Here is a 19,552-nt window from a genome sequence, read left to right on the forward strand (position 1 = left end):
ACTCTGACTTCTTATAAGGTCAGAGTATTTTATTGCGATTTCATGGTGTTCAGTGTTTAAAATGCTGATCAATAGCATCAAGTATTTTTTCACTGGCATGTCCATCACCATAAGGGTTTTTAGAGTGGCTCATTTTATTATAGGCTTCTTCGTTATCAAGAAGTTCCCGTATGGCTTGATAAACATCGGTTTCATCTGTACCGACTAATTTTAAGGCGCCTGCTTCTACGCCTTCTGGTCTTTCTGTTGTATCACGTAACACAAGGACAGGCACACCAAAAGAAGGTGCTTCTTCTTGCACACCACCTGAGTCCGTCAGGATAAGATAGCTTTCGTTTTCCATACGATGAAAATCAACCACATTTAATGGTTCAATCAGTCGCACATTCGGCAAGTCGCCAAGAATGCGATAAGCAATTTCTCTCACTTTTGGATTTTTATGAAGTGGATAAACTACCTCAAAGTCGACATATTCTTCGGAAATCGTTTTGATGGCACGGAAAACATTTTCCATTGGTTCACCCAGATTCTCACGGCGGTGCATCGTCACCAGAATCTGGCGACGATCCTTTTGAAGATGTGCTGGTACAGTATATCGTAAAGCATCGATAGCAGTATTGCCTGTCACATAGATATTCTCATCCGGATGATTTTCTTTTAATAAATTGTGTCTGCTTTCTTCAGTTGGTGCAAAGTAAATATCGGAGAGCACATCTGTGACTTGACGGTTCATTTCTTCTGGGAAAGGTGAATATTTGTCCCAAGTTCTCAATCCTGCTTCTACGTGTCCCAAAGTTACTTTATGATAGAAAGCAGCAATAGAGGCTGCAAAAGTTGTCGAGGTGTCTCCATGAACAAGCATGATATCTGGTTCTTCTTCTACCAGCACTTGATCAATGGCGTCAATAACACGTGTGGTGATTTGACTAAGGCTTTGATTTTTTCCCATGATATCTAAATCGTAATCAGGTTGAATGTGAAAAATATCGAGAACTTGATCCAGCATTTCTCTGTGTTGCGCTGTGACCACCGTTACAGCTTCAAAACGTTCATCTTTCTCGATAGCTTTGACTAAGGGTGCCATTTTAATTGCTTCTGGTCGTGTACCAAAAACGAGCATTATTTTTTTCATGTCTACTCCATTTCTACTCTTCTTTACATATAGAAGACTTGATTTTTCCCGTTTGCTTTTGCGACATATAAGTTTTTATCAACTTTATCAATAATGTCCTTCAGACTTTTTTCATCTCTTATTTCTGAAACACCTACAGATATAGAAACATTTAATAAGGTATCATTATAGATAAAATCTTTTTCCGAGATATTTTTTTGGATATCATCCATTATTGCTTTGACCTTATCCCCAGACTGGTTTCTAAAGAGCACAAAGAACTCATCACCACCATATCGAAACAGTTGACCATTATTATGCTCTTGAAGTAAAGTATCTTTAATGCCATAACTTATCTCCCGCAGCACATAATCTCCTGCCAAATGTCCATAGGAATCATTGATACATTTAAATGAATCCACGTCAAACAAAGCAATCGAAAAAAGTGGAACATTCTTACTGTCTAAAATTTCCTTCAAGACTTCTTCAAACTTTTTACGATTATAAGTATCGGTTAAAGCATCTATATAAGCATCTTTCTTTAAATCCGAGTACATCAAGGCAATAATACTGATTAAATGTATCGCGATCTTCGCGATAACTAGCACAGCTAATACCTTTCCTAAAATACCAAGCACATAGCTCATTGGAATGTCAAATTGCGAAAAAGCTACTAATATTGCTGCAAGGGTAATAAATATACTAAGGAAAAAGTAGGAAATGTAATATTTCGAAATCAATTCCTTATAATTACATAGCACATAAATCACAAGCCAAAATATAGTCAATCCGGAAAGCACTAAGAGAGAGGATTGGATATCAAAACCGTAAACATGCAAATAAAGTCCATAATATATAATAAACTGTGGCAACACCTCGTATTCAATATTTTTGGTAGGGGGTGCAACTAAATAAACGACCGAAATCGCAATAAAGACTAAAGAAATATCACTAATAATATAACCATAGGGCGAACCCTGGTCAATGTCGTTAAACAGAAATTTAAGTAAAATTATAAATAAAGCAAAATTGCTCGAATATAAGATATAAGCAGTGACTTTATTTCGATCCAACTGATAATACTGAATCATATACTTAGCAATAAACATCATACCTAGAACGGTAGGCATTAAAAAAATTTTATCAATAAAGTTACTGCCTAATATGTCATCAATATGAATCATCTTTTTTCTCCTTTATTAGAAGCTATGCGGTCTATCATAGTAATAAGTTTGTTGGAGCCATTCTTTTGGAAAACTTGCGAGAAGCTCTTCCACCTCAACTCCTTCAATTACAATCTCCTTCTTAAGAAATTTAATCGTATCAACAATTGAAAATATAAAATCCTTTAACTTAGTAGGTGATAAATAACTGTTAAAATCTAAGGCTGAAATCTTTACACGATCAATATAATCATCTAGGATGAATAGCGTTTTATAATGATTTATCCCCGATAAAAAATCGTCTAGAGCAATCGCATATCCCAAATTCTTAAGCGTTTGGATGGCTTCAATCGGCAAGAAGTCTTCTTCATTTTGACAGTTTACGGGCAAGCGCTCTGTGAGTTCTAATCTTAACCTGTTCCTATATTTAAATGTCCTCAAAAATTCTACCGTTTCTTCAAAATAAAGTTCTTGATAATCCAGATTCAGGGAATAAATATAATCATCCTTACTGAGCTGTTCTTCCAAGAGGACTTCCAGCCTTTGAAGGTATAAATTATGGAGCTGATGGTCAGAAACAATCTCATCAAACATCTCCGACGGGAAATAACAAACATCAGCATGTTTATATCTCAATAACAGTTCGTATTCTTCTTTGTCATTTTGAGTAAAATCACAAATTTTTTGTCTATAAAAAATTAATTCGTCAAATTTCAAGCCTACTTTTCTCCTCAAATATACTGAAAAGCTCTTTCCTTCTGTTCAGGGGTAAAAAGGTTCCTCAGTCAATCACTGCTTGAGGTGGGCCATAGAGATAACCCTGCCTCAAATTGATGTCTAATAAATCAACAAGTTTTTCATCTTCATCCGTTTCAACACCGGACACAACTAACTCAAGTTGATATTTATTGGCCAGTTTCTTCCAAAACTTAATGGTTAAATCAATCCATTTTTCTTTATCATTAAAATGTCGCATATCTAACTTCAATACATCAATTAAAGGAAGCAAGCGATGAATGTTGCGGGCAAAATAGAATTCGGCTCCAAGATTATTGATAGAAAAATTGATACCATAGGCTTTGCACTTTGTAATTCTACGACTGACACGTCTTAGACTCTTCTTCTTTTTCACAATCTCATTATGAGATATTTCAATAATAAGGTCAAATGGTTGGAGTGACTCAGCAATCGTTTTGATATTCTTTTTAAACTTGCGACTCAAAAATTGTTCAAGCGTAAGTTTAATGACAACTTTAAAATGTTCGGGATTCGCAACTTTGATGCTTTCTTTTAAATTGTCTTTCAGTATGAAAAAGGGTAAATGATCGATATTTTGTGGAAGGACCCATTCTTGCTTATCATTTTGTTCACGAAGCACGCACTCCACTCCTTTTATACTATGCGCATGATCATATATTTTATTATAAAAATAAACAAAATTATTCTCTTGTAAGATATATTTTTTCAAGTTGCATCCTTTCTTTTTACAATTTTTTTATGAAAAATTAAGCTTGACGTTTCGTTTTATCCCATGTATTTTGCGATCTGAAATTTCTGAGTGTCGCTTGCGGATAGATTTGACTGAGAACAATCAAAAACTTGGTCAAATAGTAAGCATCGCTTAAAACATGGCCCCATCTGAATTTTTCCTGAGAGTTTTTATTATACAGGACTGCCCAGACAATATTGATAAGGAAAATGTAGAGTACCATCAAGGCAAAGATTATAACAAAACTTTTCACTGCATCGTTTAAACCAAAAAGCAGCAATGTGCCAAATAAAACAACGCCTGTGTAAATAACGACTACATATTCTATAGCCATCAACCAAGGTTTTATCAGAGTAAAACACAGCTCTAATTTTTGTTTGAACTCTAAATTTTCTGATTTGATAATAGGGAATATGTACTTAAAGGTTTGGATATTGCCTTGTGCCCACCGCACGCGCTGTTTAACTAAGGACATCGTATCATCATAGATTCCTGTTTGTTTGATTTTAATATCATCATATTGGACATTACGTACATTATATATATCAGATAAAAAGAAACGTAAAGAAAGGTCAAAATCCTCTACTAGCGATGTTGTCCATGGTGCTTCATGCAAAGAATACAGAGTGCTGAGTTTACAAAACTGTCCGTTTCCACCAAAGGCTACGGTATTTGTTTTACTACGCAAAGATTGAGTCGCATTAATAATCTCACCAAATTCCAAATCTTGTGATGTGTCTCTGTTACGGTTGATTACTTGTACTTTTGATTGTAAACCAGTCAATTCAAAATCCGAGTTAAAGACCAAATTTACCTTGTCAAAGTAATCTGTTGCCACACTTGAGTCTGCATCAATAATAGTGATAAGTGTTTCTTCAAAAATATAACCTTTATCAATATAGGAATCCGTTATTTTTTTATAAGCCCAATTGAGTGCTTCACCTTTTCCTTGCTGCGCTTGAGGCTGGAATCTTTGGAGAAGATGGAATCTCTTATTACCTTGGAATTCTTGAACTTCTTGCACCGTATTATCAATGCTGGCATCATCAATCACATAAATATCAAGATTTTCATAATTGGTATTTAACAAGCTTTTCACAGTGTTTTTGATGACTAACTCTTCGTTCATACAAGGAATTAATACAATGATCCGATAATTCGTTTCAATCTCAACATGATGAGATCACTCGTATAGCTTTTTGTACTGTAAGCATACCAGAGCAAGATTGTTTCTATCGTATAATAAATAAAAGTGAGAATTGAGAAAAATACTGCAAAAAATGTCAATTTACTAATCATGATTTCAAAAATCTCTTTCAAATAGCTCATGCCCCAGAATTTATTTTCGAAAAGAAAAACAAGTGGCAAGATAGAAACCAAGTAAAGCAGTATCTTATTGTATGGCTTAAAGTAATTGGAAAGACCAGTATAGATGCTTTCGATAATCAATGAGATTGCCATAACGATTTGGACAAGCAATAAAAAGCGGGCTACTAGCTGTGCATTGACGTCAGCCTGTAGTACATAGAAAAGAATACCTCCAAAAATGCCGAGAAGCACTACCGTAAAGCCCCAAGCAAAATTTCCAATACTTTTTCTTAATTTATTAAATAAAATTACGCCTGAAAGACCAAGCAATAAAAGTTGAACAGCCAAGGTCAGTATAACTAAAAAGATACGAACATTGCTGTATATTTCAGTTGGAATTTGATTTACCGTAAAAAAACCAAAGATGAGTGCAAGGATAAGATAAAATCCTGAAAGTCCAAAGGTCCATCTTTTCAAAGTAGCCAACTCCATTGTCCACTTCTTTTCTAGGAAAATTCTTATGAGACCTGTATATGCAATCACCGCTAAAACATTGAAGAGCGGTGTTGGACTTAAGCCGTGCCCAATCACAACGCCCGTTTCAAGGACAAAAATTAGAAAGAGCATTAAAAACAAAAGTGCTGTTTTCCACGTACTCTTTCTACCACTTTGTGTTGAAATGATATAAACCATGATCAGGATTGGAGCTACGAGCAATAGAACTGAACTTAAATTTTCATAAAGTGTGCGTTGACTTAATGACAAGAGCACATCAAAGGTTAAAGTTAAGCCCAATAAGCCATAAATCACCCTCGATACATTTAATTCAATCTTTTTCACTACTAAACTCCCTACTATTTACTTCTGTATTTTGGCGGGATTTAGAGTATATCTTTTTAGAAAAACATACTGTTCTCTTTCATATGTCTCATAAATCCCTCCTTATTGCATCTATTATAACTTAAACGAGTTGATTGTTCAATTTAATCATTTTTTAAGGTTTAAGAATATCTCACTCATTTTTTTAATATAGACTGCTTCCTTCTTTGATTTTTCTCTTGTTCACACAACTCCCTGTTATCTTTATAAGCAACGTGATATAATAATTCAGATAATTCATTTTGTTTCTTAGCAAAAATTTAGAGGTAGAAAAATGAGAATTAAAATACGTGAAATAGCTTATGATTGGGGAAAGTCAATGTTAGTGGTCCTTTCCAATACCGTTATCATGGTGCCCTTCTTGCTTTTTCTTAGTTTAAATGATGGAATAACTGAACGTTCTGTTTTACCCTTCGCTTTATACTATACTTGTCGTATCCTTGGCGTCTTTCTGGTCCGTGCCATTAAAAATACTATTTCTAGTTTAGAACTTCTTATTCTATCCTTGTATACAGGCCTTGCAGGTTCTGTGTTTGCTTTTATTGGCCCCTTGAATTCTTGGTTATATCTGCCTGCAGGCGTTCTTATTGGTTTAAGCGCCTCATGGCTTCCTACTGCGACAGTCACACTTAATCACTTTCAGCCAAATACGGAAAAGAAAACTTCCTATCCTCTTCTTCTCTTAGCTTTGATTGCTTTATTTGCAGGATTGACCCTTTCAGGGACTTTGGGACTTTCCTTATCATTTGGCTTATACATTTTGTTTTATGCAATTGCTCTTGGATATGCCTATGAAGCCGTAGGTAAACAGGTTCTCACTAACAGAATGAAACCCGAAGCCGCTCTATATCTCTCTAAAAAAGACCTATTTATTTTTACGGGGCTCTGCCTTCTATTAATCCTCTTACGTACGGGAAGACTTCTAAGTTCTGCCTTGGCTATTGGGGTTTCATTACTAGGCTTTAGTTTTTTCTTTGTTTTTCTTATTTACAAGACGAGAAAAGAATACCGGAATTATCAAATACCACTTTCCCTAAATATCTTAACTTTTCTTAACGGTGCAATTGGTAATTTTCTTTTTCTATTCGGTTCTCTCTATGTCATCAATATCTTTGGTAAAGGTTCAGAAAATCTTTTATTGTACCTGCCTTATGCTTTAGGAATGGTCATCGCATTAGCAACTTATAAGAAAATCACTCAATTGGTCCCACACATGGATAATTTCATTTTACTGGGATTAGTGCTTGGGTTATTGATGACGTTAGTACCTTCTGCTCTGAGTTTTAGTTTTTTCTTATTAAGCTATGGTCATTTTCTCCTAAATAAATGGCTCAATAACCAGTATTTCATGGCACTTCATATTCCCGAAGACCACCGTATTCTTCTAAAAAACACAACTCAAAAAAAAGGTTCCTTGATTCATCAATTCTTTCTCATTATTTTCCTCTTGTTTCTTACTGAGAAGCAAAATAATTCAAAAACATTTTTCCTACAATTAATTAATCCACAATCATCACATCTAAGTGCTGCGCATATTTTTTACGGTTTAGCTCTTCTTTCGATTGGCGGTTTTCTTATTCTCATCGTCTCTTACTTCTATTTAAAACGTCGTAAAATATAAACCGTAAAAAATGAGGGAGTTATCCCTCATTTTTTATTTATCCTCCCTCAAGGATTGTCTACCTTAAAGAGGTTGCCGTCTTCAATACGATATACGCTGTCACTATTTTTGATCATCCGCGAATCATGGGTGACCATAATAGTGGCTTTATTTTTTTCATGTGCTTCTTTTCTTAAAATATCCACAACCTGATAAGCCCTTTCTGTATCTAAGCTGGCTGTCGGTTCGTCAGCTAAAATCAAGCTTGGATCATTATAAAGTGCACGTGTGATTGCAACACGTTGACGTTCCCCACCAGAGAGTTCCCCAGGATATTTATCTTGTAGCTCTAAAATATCTAAAGAGCCGAGCATTTCATCTATTTTACCTCGATTAATGTTCTTTTTATTTATCTTATCCACAAGTTTCAACTGTTCTTTGACAGTCAAATAAGGTATGAGATTCGAAGCTTGTAAGATAAAACCCACTTCTTTAAATCTTACTTTTGAACGTTCTTTTTCTGAGAGTTTATTAAAATCAATCGTATTGATTTTTGTTGTCCCTGTTGTTGAAGACTGAAGCCCTCCAGCAATTGTTAGAAAAGTACTTTTACCAGAACCTGAAGGGCCAATGATTGAGATAAACTCCCCAGCTTGTACCCGTAGATCAATGCCTTTCAAGGCTTGAACTTCTGTTCGCCCCTTACCAAAGCTCTTTGTGACTTTATCCATATGTAGAATATCTTTCATTATTAACCTCCAATCGCTTGAGTAGGATCAATTTTTCTAATCGTATACAGTGAAAATACAGAACCCAGTATTGATACGACAATCAATATGAGCCCATAAATTGTCCATATAGAAAAATCAATTGCAAACGGCATAGCTTGCGGTAGCACGAAGCTTGTGAGATAGCTCCCACCAAAAGCTGCAACTACACCGACCAATGCTAGCCAGAAACTTTGCCATAAGATCGACTTCATGATAAGGAAGTTTGAAATCCCTTGCGCCTTCATAATACCAAAGATTGGAACTTTTTGAAGCGTAATAACATACATAAAGACAGCAATAATGAGCAGCACAATCAAGAACAAGAAATAAATCATTGCGCTCAGTGTTGTTTTCTGTGCAGAATAACCTGGGATATTGTTGATAAGTTCAGAAGTTGTGATGACTTTCAATTTATCTGAACTTGAACCTTTCAAGGTTACTTGACCCGATTTTACAATGACACCATTAACAGAATCATCTGCGGCTGCTGCGTTCATGTTTTTAATTGCGGAAAGCGTAGCAAATGAACTGTAGACGACAGGTGTTGCTGAGTAGTAAGTCGGTTTGGCGATACCAACGATTTTTAACTCTGTATCGTTATTTCCTACCTTTATCTTGTCTCCCACTTTATAGCCCTTGTCAGCAAGATTTTCTGGGATGACGATTTCTTTCTTGTCTTCTGAAAAATCAACGCCATCCTTGACTTGTGGTAGAATATCAGAACCTATTGGGAGCGCCATAACCGTAATATTCTCTCTTTTATCCTCTCCCTGATTAATAGAAGTTGAAAAAACTGAAACGGGAGACAACTCTTTTCCATCAATATTATCTAACTCTGCTTTTGAAATCTGAGAAGCAGACAGAATGTTATTCGAACTGTCTGACAGAACAATCTTTTCTGCATTCCAATCCACTACAGCTTGTTTAAACTGGCTAGCAAGGCCAGTTGATAGGCCTGACAATATGAAAACAACATAAGAAACCAAAAATATGATTGTTGCAATCAAAGTGTACCTTGTCTTGTAATAAAATATTTCTTTAAGTGATAAAAACATAATACAACTCCTTGAAGAACTCTTCGTTCTCTTCTTTATTGATGATTTTGACTGCCTGAGAGGCCCTTCATAATCACTGCGACTTCACTGTCATAGTGCGCAACAAATTCTTGATCACTCCACTCTTCTGCAAATAGTCTGTAAACAAGATCGTGAACAACTGCTTTAAACACAGAAATCATTGGCGAAACAGGCTCTTTACTTACAAATGTTTGAGGATTATACTTTTTCCAAGCTAATGTCAATTCGTGATTCCAATCTAAAAAGCGATATTTGTAGATGGCGTAATTTTCATTATGTACGAGTTCCTTTAGTAACAAATGCTTGTATTCATCTAAGGCTTTTTCAAGCGGATATTTTTTAATCGCATCTAAGAAAAGCTGGTGAAGCTCACTTGTCTCTTGAGACAGAACATAGATATAACAATCTGTTAAATCTTCAAAATATTGATAAAAACTCCCCCGAGGGATTTCTAAACTTTGCACAATATTTCTCACCGTGGCTTGATGGAAGGGTTTATCCGCAAACTCGGTTTTACAAGCCGCATAGATGCGTTGTTTTTTTTCTTCTGGAAGTTTTAGATATGTAGCTTTAGGCATTTTTTCCTCCCTTGACTCTATAAATGACACAGTGTCACTTTAGGATAAATTTTAGCAGTTTAATCTCACAGAGTCAAATATAGTGCATTATTTTTTCTATAAAAACTGTCCTACATCAGAAAATCCTATAAATCAGACGCTTAAAAAATTTACGAGTTGAATACCTTGCAAAAGGAAACAATAACCAGTAGAATAAAAGTATAAACAACAAGGAGGTATTTTTTATGGTCGACAGAGGTACAACAGACAAACTCAAAGGTAACGCTAAAGAAGTTGTTGGTGATGTTACAGGTGACAACAAGAAAAAAGCTGAAGGCGTCCTTGATAAAACAATCGGTAAGGTGAAGGAAGTTGCTGCAGACATTAAAGATGCATCAGAAGATGCAGTTGATAATGTCAAAGAAAAACTTGATCACCACAAAAAATAAAATAAAAAAAGCACTATGTAGATAGTGCTTTTTTTATTTTATTCAAGCTCTAAACTCGGAAAGGACAAAGTTACTTTAAACAAATCTCCATCTGTTTCTAAAAGGAAACGTCCCTCATGTGCTTCCACAATCGACTGAGCTATAGCTAGCCCCAAGCCTGAACCTGTTGTGTTCCTCGATAAATCGCCTCTTTTGAAACGCTGCGACAATTCTTGACTATTTTCTCCGAGTTCTTCTCGCGAAATATTTTTAAAGACCAATTCAATTGTGCCATTTTCACTTTTATGTCCTGAAATATAAACCCTAGTGTTTTCCATAGAGTATTTCAAGATGTTATGGATTAAATTTTCGAAAACGCGCCACATCTTATCCCCATCCACTAAAGCCAAGAGTTCCTTATCCGTTTGCGTAACAAACTTGAGGGAGGAATCTTCGATTTTCTCAGAAAGTTCAGCCAGTGATTGATCGAGCAATTGCACAAGATCAATTCTACTTTTTTTCAAATCAATATTACCACTGGCCATTTTGGAAACCTCAAAAAGATCATCGATGAGAACTTTTAAACGCTTTGATTTTTGATCGATAACTGCAACATACTTATTCTTTTCTTCTTGGGACAGATCGGCATTCCGCAATAAATCAACAGAAGTAATGATTGAAGTCAAAGGTGTTCTTAAATCATGAGAAACATTTGTAATGAGCTCGGTCTTCAAGCGCTCACTTTTTACTTGTTGGCTTTTGGAAGTTTTCACTTCCTCATTGATGGTTTTGAGATTTTCAGAAACTTTACGAAAAACTGTTTTCCCCTTGGGCTTGACGTTTAAGACTTCCGCATTTTTTCCTTGAGCAATCTTCTCAATAATTTTCACAGTCTGATTAAACATGACCAAACGTCGCAGCAGATAAATCGAAATCAACAAAAGATAAATCACAAGCACAAACAAGTAAAGAATAATTCCTTGTCCTCCCCACATCATTGCCAGCAGGAAACCAACTACTGCTGCACCCATGCTCCAGAAAATGAACCAGGCTTTTGACCCTGTTGAAAAATTATCCGCAGCATCTTTTAAGAGTCTTATACTTCTGGCCAGATAGGTTTGTTGCCAATTTTCACGCTCCTGTGCTTTATGATAAATTCCCCAACTCACAATTGCAAACAGATAGAGAACTAAGAATGCCCAACAGAATTTTTGGAGCAATGGAAGGAAGCTCCATGTAAGGCTAGCTTCACGTGTAAGTGACAAATAAAGGAGGAAAAGAATCAAAGCAAGGAAAATCTGCCCATCAAGCGCTATTTTATCCCAAGATTGAACTTTTTCCAGAAGTATATCTTCTCCTTTTTTCGTTTTCTTCCAATAAACAAGAAAGGCTGCAAAACTCAAAATACTCATACAAAGAAGCCCAATGGTTAGATTTTTCATTTCAGTAAAGCTTTTAACAGATGCTCTTTGGTTGAAGTTGCTATTTTTTAATATAATAATTTGACCATCAAAGCGATTTTGACCATCAAAATTAATTTGACTGATATTGCCCTTGAATAAAGTTTTTGCTGTAGCAAAGGTTTTATTGTCAGACAGATTGTCTAGATATTTCCCCGAGTTAATTTCAGTCACTTGATAATGAATATCTGAGGAAAGCTCTTTATATTGTGGCATCCAATCTGTTTTTTGTTGCGCAATAAGTTCTTTCTTATGCTCCTTTACCTTCTCTGTGACGTATTTGTCATCTGTGAAAAACTTTTCTACTTCATTTAATTTCTTATTTTGTTGGTCCTCAAGTTTCTTGATTGCAGTTTTGTCACCAGCTGCTTTCGCATCCTTGAGTCGTTCAAGAAAGACAGGATCTTCTTTAATCACACTTACTTGCGAATACTTGTCCGGTTGACTCATACGATATTCTTCAATATCTTCTGCTGTTACCTTTATCGGTAGATTTGGATTTACCTGAGTATTGATCAGTGCTTCTTCTAAAGTTGCAACCTCTTGTTTGAAGTATTTCGACTGAAAATAGTCGTTAAAAATGTATTGTTCAGCATTCAAGGCTGTAAAAACTAAACTGTTCACTCCCAAAAGTAGCAAAGCTAGTCCAATACTCACAGCGAATTTATTTTTCCATTTTGTAGCCAATGCCCCACACCACCTTTAAATATTTTGGATTTTTTGGATTTACTTCTATTTTTTCACGGATTTTTCTTATATGTACAGCTACAGTATTTTCAGCATTAAATCCCGGCTCTTGCCAAACACGTTCATAGATTTCCTTAATAGAGAAAACTTTTCCAGCATTACAAGCCAATAATTCTGTAATTTTGAATTCTGTGGGTGTTAATTTTATCAGTGCCCCGTCTACTCGTACTTCCTTACCGTCTTGATCAATAGTCAAGCCATGAAGCTGGATGGTACTTTCTGCTTTTTCATAGCTCCCTAAGGAGGTATATCTGCGTAGCTGTGACTTGACACGAGCGATTAATTCTAAAGGATTAAAGGGCTTTGTCAGATAATCATCCGCCCCAATTTGTAGGCCCAAAATTTTATCTGTATCTTCACTTTTAGCACTCAGCATCAGAATAGGAATCTGTTGTGATTGGCGTATCTTAAAAGTGGCTGCGATACCATCGAGCTTGGGCATCATGATATCCATAATAATTAAATGAACTTCTTCGTTATCAAGAATTTCCAGTGCTTCAACACCATCCTTTGCCTGAATCCCATGTATCCCCTCATTTTTTAGATAAAGTGCAATCGCTTCACGTATCTCTTTTTCATCATCCACAATTAGAACGGTATGCTTCATCTTTTCCCTCATTTCTACTTGATGCCCTCAGTATAACAGAAAGTTATTAACAAATTTTAGCTTGATTTCTTAATACTTTCTTAATTTTTTAGTTTAAAAAGCATAAAATAAAAAAGTACGCATTCGAAGTTGTACTTTTTTCCTACTTTCACTGCATAATTTTATCAATCTCTGCCAGCACGGCTTTTTCCCTATTACTGCCTATAACCTTCTTTGCCTTGGCCTTCGCTTGAGCATTAGCATTGGCTACGGCATAAGAATAACCAGCCATTTGCAACATTTCGAGATCATTATTGGCGTCTCCAAAAGCCGCTAAATGTTGCGGTGAAAGTGCAAGTTCTTGCAAAACTCTCTCAATAGCTGCTCCCTTATTACTGCCCTCAAGGACAATATCCAGATAGATATTCCCACTCGTTACCGCTTTTATTCCTTTTTTAAAACGACTATTCAATCTTGCCGTGACAGCAGCTAATTCTGCTTCCGGGATAATTGTAGCAAATTTAACTACTGTATCATCGGGTAACTTATCAAAAGAGGGGATAAGTTCCAGTTTTTCGTAATATTTATGGGCGAAAGTTTCAAACTCTTCTGAAACACTCTCTAAGGTATAGGCACTCTTGGCACCACACACAACAACAGGAATCTCGAGTTCTTCAAGTAACTTTAGAACTTGACTTACCTCTTTTGCATCAAAACTTGCGACCATTTCCATCTCATCATTGATTGTGATAATCCCACCATTTTCAGAGATAAAAATAATATCTTTCGTATCTGAAAAATAAGACTTTAACTTGAAGTATTGATTGCCACTGGCCACAATGAAGCGGATTCCCTTGGCATTCATTTTCTGTTGGAGAGTAGAGAAGTACTTTTTATCATAAGTCGATTTTTCATCCAAAAAAGTGCCGTCCATATCTGTTGCAATAGCTGTTATCATTTTATTTACTCCTCTGTGTTCTGCATCTATTTTATCAAAATAAAAGTTTTTCTGTTAATTATATTTGCTCCTTCAAGTCAATACAGTTGTTTTCATAAAATAAATTTGTTAGAATTTTCAACAGACTGAAAAAGTCAATTTTTAAAATAGAAAGAAAACAAAAAGGAAAAATACTCTTATATGAAACGAACAATACAAATATTGCTCATTTTTTTTACCGCTTTTTTAGGTTTGATGCTCCATTCAGAACATGCATCTGCTGCAGAACTAAGCAACACCAACTTTGTCGATAGTCTCAAATTTTCAAATACTAAACTGACACAAGGTCAGACGACTTCTGTCAGAGTTGAGTTCAGCAGCAAGGATAACCTCAAGGTAAAAGCTGGTGACACGATTACTTTCACACTTCCTACCGAGTTACAAGGAATGACAGAAAACGACGGTTCTCCTCGTAAAATTTCTTTAGGTGAATTGGGTGAAGCACTCATATATAAAGACCGTGTCATTGCCACCTTTAATGAAAAAGTTAATCAGCTTGAACATGTCAAAGGCTATTTTAATTTTGGATTACAGGCAACAAGAACTAAAAATCCTAACGATACAAGTATCAAAACAAATTTAAGCACCACTGCAACAGCCCAAGAAATTACAATTCATGGTGACCCAGGAAATACAGGGCAAATAGGAACTCGTCCTTTCTTTTGGAAGAGCGGTGACATGCTAGGCGAAAAAGGAAAAGTACGCTGGTTTGTTAATGCTAATATGACAAAGGAAGAACTCTCAAGTGATATTGTATTAACTGACACGCATGGACTTGGGCAAAAACTTGATGCACAATCATTTCGCGTTAGTATTGAAAATTATTTAGGAAACTTCCAGATAACCGGCGATGAGTTTGTAGCTAAAGGATACGGTAGCATAGATATTCTTCCCGATGATTCATTTAGCATTACAATTAAACGCGAATATGCGCGCCTAGCCTCTTTTAGCTTCATGTATAACACAATCATCACTGATAATACTATCAAATCCTTTACTAACACGTGTAATGTGAATTACCAACCCTATGGTCAAGAAACGATTCAAGATCAAGGAACTTCCGATGTTGTAAACCTTTTTGCAGATGGTGATGCCAATGGTGAACAAGGAATCAAGGAAGCGACTGAAGAAACACTTGAAAACAACTTTGAAGAGCTTGAAGAAATACCTGCTGTTGAAACAGAAAATGCAAACTCTTCCCTAACAGAAAATGTGGCCAATCAAACAGCGGAAAAAAATCAAGTCGATGTACATGTTGCGCCTAGTCAAGAAGTTGTAGAAGACGAATCAGAGCAACTCCAAGAAATACCTGCTGTTGAAACAGAGAACGCAAGCTCTTCTGTAACAGAAAATGAGGCCAATCAAACAGCGGAAAAAAATCAAGTCGATGTACATGTTGCGCCTAGTCAAGAAGTTGTAGAAGACGAATCAGAGCAACTCCAAGAAATACCTGCTGTTGAAACAGAGAACGCAAGCTCTTCTGTAACAGAAAATGAGGTCAATCAAACAGCGGAAAAAAATCAAGTCGATGTACATGTTGCGCCTAATCAGGAAGTTGTGCAAGACGAATCAGAGCAACTCGAAGAAATACCTGCTGTTGAAACAGAAAATGCAAACTCTTCTATAACAGAAAATGAGGCCAATCAAACAGCAGAAAAGCATCAAGTCGATGTACATGTTGCGCCTAGTCAAGAAGTCATTGTTGATGAATCCAAAAAAGTGGAAGACGTTCAACATCCACAGTTTGAAAAAGCAAACCCCGTGATAACAGAGAAAAAGAAAAGCACGAAGACAGACGTACAGACAACGAGAACAAGTAAGTCAAATAGCCCTGCAATGCCCGCTGGAAATCATCTAGAAAAAGGGAAAAAACAATCTGGTAATACTTTACCAAAAACAGGTAATGACAATGGACTTACCTCTGTCCTTTCTGGATTCGTTCTACTCATTCTCTCATTTGTAGCTTTTTCGATACGTCGAAATAGACAAGCATAAAATAAAAATGCTCTCGTAAAGCGAGGCATTTTTCCTTTTTTACTCACAATTTCTAAATTCAAAAGATAAATTTTCATCAAAAAAGAGCAGACTTACTAATCTACTCTATTATAACTAATCTTCGCTACCCATAAATTTAGCAGCTACTGCAGCAATTGCCGCACCTACCAATGGTGCCAATAAGTACACCCAATAGTGTGACAATGCCGAACCGCCTGCAAAGACAGCAGGTCCAAAACTACGTGCGGGATTCAATGATCCACCGGTTAAATTCAAAGCTACAATAATCAAGAATGCTAAAGCTAAACCAATAGCAATTGGGGCTAAGCCGGCATTCCCATATTTTTCACTGGTAACCATCAAAATAACAAATACAAATAAGAAGGTAATAATAGCTTCGAATAAGAAAGCTTCTCCAGCTGTAATATTGGGAAAGTCTGTTTGTCCAAAACCATCTTTAGGAAGGTTCAAAGCTTTAATGAAAATTGACAATACTGCAGAAGCAGCAAGTGCACCTACAAATTGTGAAATTACATAAGCAACACCATCTTTGATTGCCAAACGTTTATTAATCACCATAGCAAGGGAAACAGCTGGATTAAAATGTCCACCTGAAACACCTCCTACCGCGCACGCCATAATCGTTACGGCTAAACCAAACGCTAAACCAATGCCTAAGTAACCAATAGCGGTTTCTCCAGTATTAGCAATAGCTACAGTACCTGTACCTAAAAATACAAGAACAAATGTTCCGATAAATTCTGCAAAATATTTTCTCATAAATAAGTTCCTTTCTCAACCACTATTATAACACTCTCTAATATCGTTCAGATAATTTAATGCTTACAGAATAAGAAAATTTCTTTCTTTTTATTCATATTATTAGAATTTGTCTATCTACATTTAATTTTTTATCCACGGTAAAATAAGTTGTTTTTATCAAGAATATAAAAAAACAAACCCCAGATCTTCACCCAGGGTTTTGGAAAGAAAGAAGAAATAAATCGCTTCAGTTCCAACTATGATATATCTTAGTTAACATCTTTTCTTCTTCTTAAATTTGTAAGTAAAAGGCTTAGAAAAGCTAAAAGGCTAAAACCAATTACTGTTGGCAGGGTGTTGTCACTTTCCCCTGTTGCAGGAAGGGTTACACCCTTGGCATAATAAGCTGGCAAGCCATTTGAATATTGACCTCCACTTCCACCAAATGTCACTGGTACAACGGTATTAGATGGGATTTGAAAATGGCTTGGCGCACTCTCATTACCTGCTGCATCTGTTGCTGTAATATTCAGAACATCCCCTGGTTTCACACTACCAGCTGGTAATGTAATGTGGAAGTGCCCAGAATCATCTGTTTTACCACTGCCAACCACATTACCATTGCCATCCGTAATCGTAACCGTAGAACCTGGTTCTGCAGTTCCACCTACATCATAGCCTCCGTCAGGATTCTTAGTGACGTCCGTAACCTTAGGTGAATCTGGCGCTGTAGTATCCTTTGGATCTGCTGGTGTTTTACCGGCTGTTGGTGCACTTACATTGCCGGACGCATCGGTTGCGGTCGCTGTAATATCGGCATTTGGGCCAACTGAAGCTGGTAAGCTCACGCTGTAGTTGCCAGATCCATCTGCTGTGGCAGTGCCAATAACTGCGCCAGTCGAATCTTTGATTTCTACTTTCGAACCCGCTTCAGCCGTACCTGTCACAGTGTAACCGTCTGTAGAGTTACCTGTGACGCCGGTAATTACTGGTGCATCAGGGGCTGTCGTATCCGCATCGGCTGGCGTTTTGCCGGCTGTTGGTGCACTTACATTACCTGCCGCATCGGTTGCGGTCGCTGTGATATCAGCGTTTGGGCCAATTGAGCCCGGTAAAGTTACGCTGTAATTGCCGGAACCATCCGCTGTGGCAGTGCCAATGATTGTTCCGGTAGAATCTTTGATTTCTACTTTCGAATCCGCTTCGGCCGTACCTGTGACAGTGTAACCATCTGTAGAGTTACCTGTGATGCCGGTAATTACTGGTGCATCAGGGGCTGTCGTATCCGCATCCGCTGGCGTTTTACCGGCTGTTGGTGCACTTACATTACCGGCCGCATCGGTTGCGGTCGCTGTGATATCAGCGTTTGGGCCAACTGAGCCCGGCAAAGTTACGCTGTAGTTGCCAGAACCATCCGCTGTGGCAGTGCCAATAACTGCGCCAGTGGAGTCTTTGATTTCTACTTTCGCACCTGCTTCGGCTGTACCAGTCACTGTATAGCCGTCTGTGGAATTGCCTATCACATTAGTAATGGTCGGTGCATCAGGGGCTGTCGTATCCGCATCGGCTGGGGTTTTGCCGGCTGTTGGTGCACTTACATTGCCGGCCGTATCTGTCGCGGTGGCATTAATATCTGCATTGGCGCCAACTGATCCGGCTGGCAACGTAATACTATAGTTACCTGAACTATCTGCTAATCCGCTTCCAATTTCTTGACCTGTAGCCGGATTAATAATCTTTACTGTATTTCCTGGGTCAGCTGTTCCTTTTACAACATAACCGGCTTGAGAATTTCCGGTAACAGTTGAAATTACAGGTGGTGTTGGTAATACAGCTAATCCATTCCAGTAAATATTTGAAGAGCTATCTGATCCACTGAAAAGACTCACATCCAAAATATCTGATTGGACAATTGTACCAACAAATTTTGAAGTAACAGTTCCTTGTGTCATTGATGTCGTAGGTATATTTATCGTTGTTGGTACATTAACCGTCGTACTTCCTAGCAAAGAAACATCCAACAATTGTTGTGTCAAAACACCTGCATCATTTAAAACAGGAGTTAATACACCATCAATAGCCACGGTCAAAGCAGTTTTTATGGGCGCCAGCGTAGTATTAAGAGTCGCAGCTGTTAAGTGTAATGTACCCAAAGGATCGCTTGCTGTAACAGTAACATTGAGGTCATTAACCGCTAATTTTAAGTCTTGCAAGATATTAATCACATTATTAGCTAAAATTGGACCCAAACCTTTATCCAAATCAACTATAATCATTGAGCCATCAGGGCTTAGAGTTGCTGCTTGTGACCATGCGCCTTGATCAATGGTCATTACATTGGACAATAAATTCAAATCAGCATAGAGTCGCGAGGTATCAAACTTCAGTCCTGCTGTACTCGTCACTGTGTCAACAATACTTGTTAAACCACTCAACGTATTATTTAATGTTCCCACTAGTCCTGTTATTAGTGGAACTTTAGTCAAATCAACCGAGACATTGGTGCTTCCGGTTGCCTGTCCCGGTGTTATCGTTCCCCGTAGTTCTGGTGGAATAACAATGACTGCATATCGCGTACCAGATAAGACATTCGTAGTTACTGCAGAATTCCCTGAAATTGTAAA

15 protein-coding genes and 1 pseudogene are annotated in these 19,552 nt (G+C 37.0%); 3 read left to right on the forward strand and 13 right to left on the reverse strand.

All coding sequences use genetic code 11. The features are described 5' to 3' along the window. Positions 1-49: 49 nt before the first annotated feature. The 5 genes and pseudogenes from wecB to J0J33_RS10915 form a co-directional block, all read right to left on the reverse strand. On the reverse strand, positions 50-1,132 hold the full coding sequence (gene wecB / locus J0J33_RS00180; RefSeq protein WP_206887867.1) for a non-hydrolyzing UDP-N-acetylglucosamine 2-epimerase: 1,083 nt from the start codon (positions 1,130-1,132) through the stop codon (positions 50-52). Between the two features lie 23 nt (positions 1,133-1,155). After that, positions 1,156-2,295, reverse strand: a complete 1,140-nt coding sequence (locus tag J0J33_RS00185) for a GGDEF domain-containing protein (RefSeq protein ID WP_086583051.1) — start codon at positions 2,293-2,295, stop codon at positions 1,156-1,158. Positions 2,296-2,310: 15 nt separating this feature from the next. Continuing rightward, positions 2,311-2,991 (reverse strand): EAL domain-containing protein, encoded by a 681-nt coding sequence (locus J0J33_RS00190; RefSeq protein ID WP_017370988.1) that lies wholly within the window; start codon positions 2,989-2,991, stop codon positions 2,311-2,313. 64 nt (positions 2,992-3,055) lie between these two features. Beyond that, on the reverse strand, positions 3,056-3,742 hold the full coding sequence (locus tag J0J33_RS00195) for an EAL domain-containing protein (RefSeq protein WP_206887869.1): 687 nt from the start codon (positions 3,740-3,742) through the stop codon (positions 3,056-3,058). Positions 3,743-3,779: 37 nt separating this feature from the next. After that, positions 3,780-5,911: pseudogene (locus J0J33_RS10915) on the reverse strand (glycosyltransferase family 2 protein). Between the two features lie 313 nt (positions 5,912-6,224). On the opposite strand from J0J33_RS10915, the gene J0J33_RS00205 reads away from it, so the two are divergent. After that, positions 6,225-7,571, forward strand: coding sequence for a hypothetical protein (locus J0J33_RS00205; RefSeq protein ID WP_003134242.1), 1,347 nt, complete (start codon positions 6,225-6,227; stop codon positions 7,569-7,571). A gap of 47 nt (positions 7,572-7,618) precedes the next feature. Here J0J33_RS00205 and J0J33_RS00210 read toward each other — a convergent pair whose 3' ends face one another. From J0J33_RS00210 to J0J33_RS00220, 3 genes are read right to left on the reverse strand one after another with little or no spacing between them, the layout of a single operon-like run. Further along, on the reverse strand, positions 7,619-8,299 hold the full coding sequence (locus J0J33_RS00210; RefSeq protein WP_206887872.1) for an ABC transporter ATP-binding protein: 681 nt from the start codon (positions 8,297-8,299) through the stop codon (positions 7,619-7,621). 2 nt (positions 8,300-8,301) lie between these two features. Further along, on the reverse strand, positions 8,302-9,375 hold the full coding sequence (locus J0J33_RS00215; protein WP_019294143.1) for an ABC transporter permease: 1,074 nt from the start codon (positions 9,373-9,375) through the stop codon (positions 8,302-8,304). A gap of 35 nt (positions 9,376-9,410) precedes the next feature. Further along, positions 9,411-9,974 carry a TetR/AcrR family transcriptional regulator gene (locus J0J33_RS00220; RefSeq protein WP_206887878.1) on the reverse strand — a complete coding sequence of 188 codons (564 nt, stop codon included), beginning with the start codon at positions 9,972-9,974 and terminating at the stop codon, positions 9,411-9,413. Positions 9,975-10,198: 224 nt separating this feature from the next. Here J0J33_RS00220 and J0J33_RS00225 point away from each other — a divergent pair, with 224 nt between their 5' ends. Further along, positions 10,199-10,402 carry a CsbD family protein gene (locus J0J33_RS00225; protein ID WP_003134237.1) on the forward strand — a complete coding sequence of 68 codons (204 nt, stop codon included), beginning with the start codon at positions 10,199-10,201 and terminating at the stop codon, positions 10,400-10,402. A gap of 38 nt (positions 10,403-10,440) precedes the next feature. Here the strand turns inward: J0J33_RS00225 and J0J33_RS00230 are convergent, their stop codons facing one another. The 3 genes from J0J33_RS00230 to J0J33_RS00240 all read right to left on the reverse strand — a co-directional run bounded on the left by J0J33_RS00230 (position 10,441) and on the right by J0J33_RS00240 (position 14,132). Continuing rightward, on the reverse strand, positions 10,441-12,528 hold the full coding sequence (locus J0J33_RS00230; RefSeq protein WP_206887880.1) for a sensor histidine kinase KdpD: 2,088 nt from the start codon (positions 12,526-12,528) through the stop codon (positions 10,441-10,443). Then, the gene (locus J0J33_RS00235) at positions 12,506-13,195 is read right to left on the reverse strand and encodes a response regulator transcription factor (protein WP_206921818.1); all 690 of its coding nucleotides are present in this window, start codon (positions 13,193-13,195) and stop codon (positions 12,506-12,508) included. The genes J0J33_RS00230 and J0J33_RS00235 overlap by 23 nt, the downstream gene beginning before the upstream one ends. A 148-nt stretch (positions 13,196-13,343) precedes the next feature. Further along, positions 13,344-14,132, reverse strand: coding sequence for a Cof-type HAD-IIB family hydrolase (locus tag J0J33_RS00240; protein WP_117517693.1), 789 nt, complete (start codon positions 14,130-14,132; stop codon positions 13,344-13,346). 180 nt (positions 14,133-14,312) lie between these two features. Here J0J33_RS00240 and J0J33_RS00245 point away from each other — a divergent pair, with 180 nt between their 5' ends. After that, positions 14,313-16,166 (forward strand): collagen binding domain-containing protein, encoded by a 1,854-nt coding sequence (locus J0J33_RS00245; protein ID WP_206921736.1) that lies wholly within the window; start codon positions 14,313-14,315, stop codon positions 16,164-16,166. Positions 16,167-16,280: 114 nt separating this feature from the next. Here the strand turns inward: J0J33_RS00245 and J0J33_RS00250 are convergent, their stop codons facing one another. Both J0J33_RS00250 and J0J33_RS00255 read right to left on the reverse strand, forming a co-directional pair. Beyond that, entirely contained in the window at positions 16,281-16,946 is a 666-nt protein-coding gene (locus J0J33_RS00250) for an MIP/aquaporin family protein (RefSeq protein WP_019293817.1), read from the reverse strand. Positions 16,947-17,197: 251 nt separating this feature from the next. Beyond that, complete coding sequence (locus J0J33_RS00255) at positions 17,198-19,546, reverse strand: Ig-like domain-containing protein (protein ID WP_338404268.1); 2,349 nt, start codon at positions 19,544-19,546, stop codon at positions 17,198-17,200. Positions 19,547-19,552: the final 6 nt, after the last annotated feature.

The sequence above is a fragment of the Lactococcus sp. LG1267 genome, from assembly GCF_017309545.1.
Lineage (GTDB): Bacteria > Bacillota > Bacilli > Lactobacillales > Streptococcaceae > Lactococcus > Lactococcus petauri.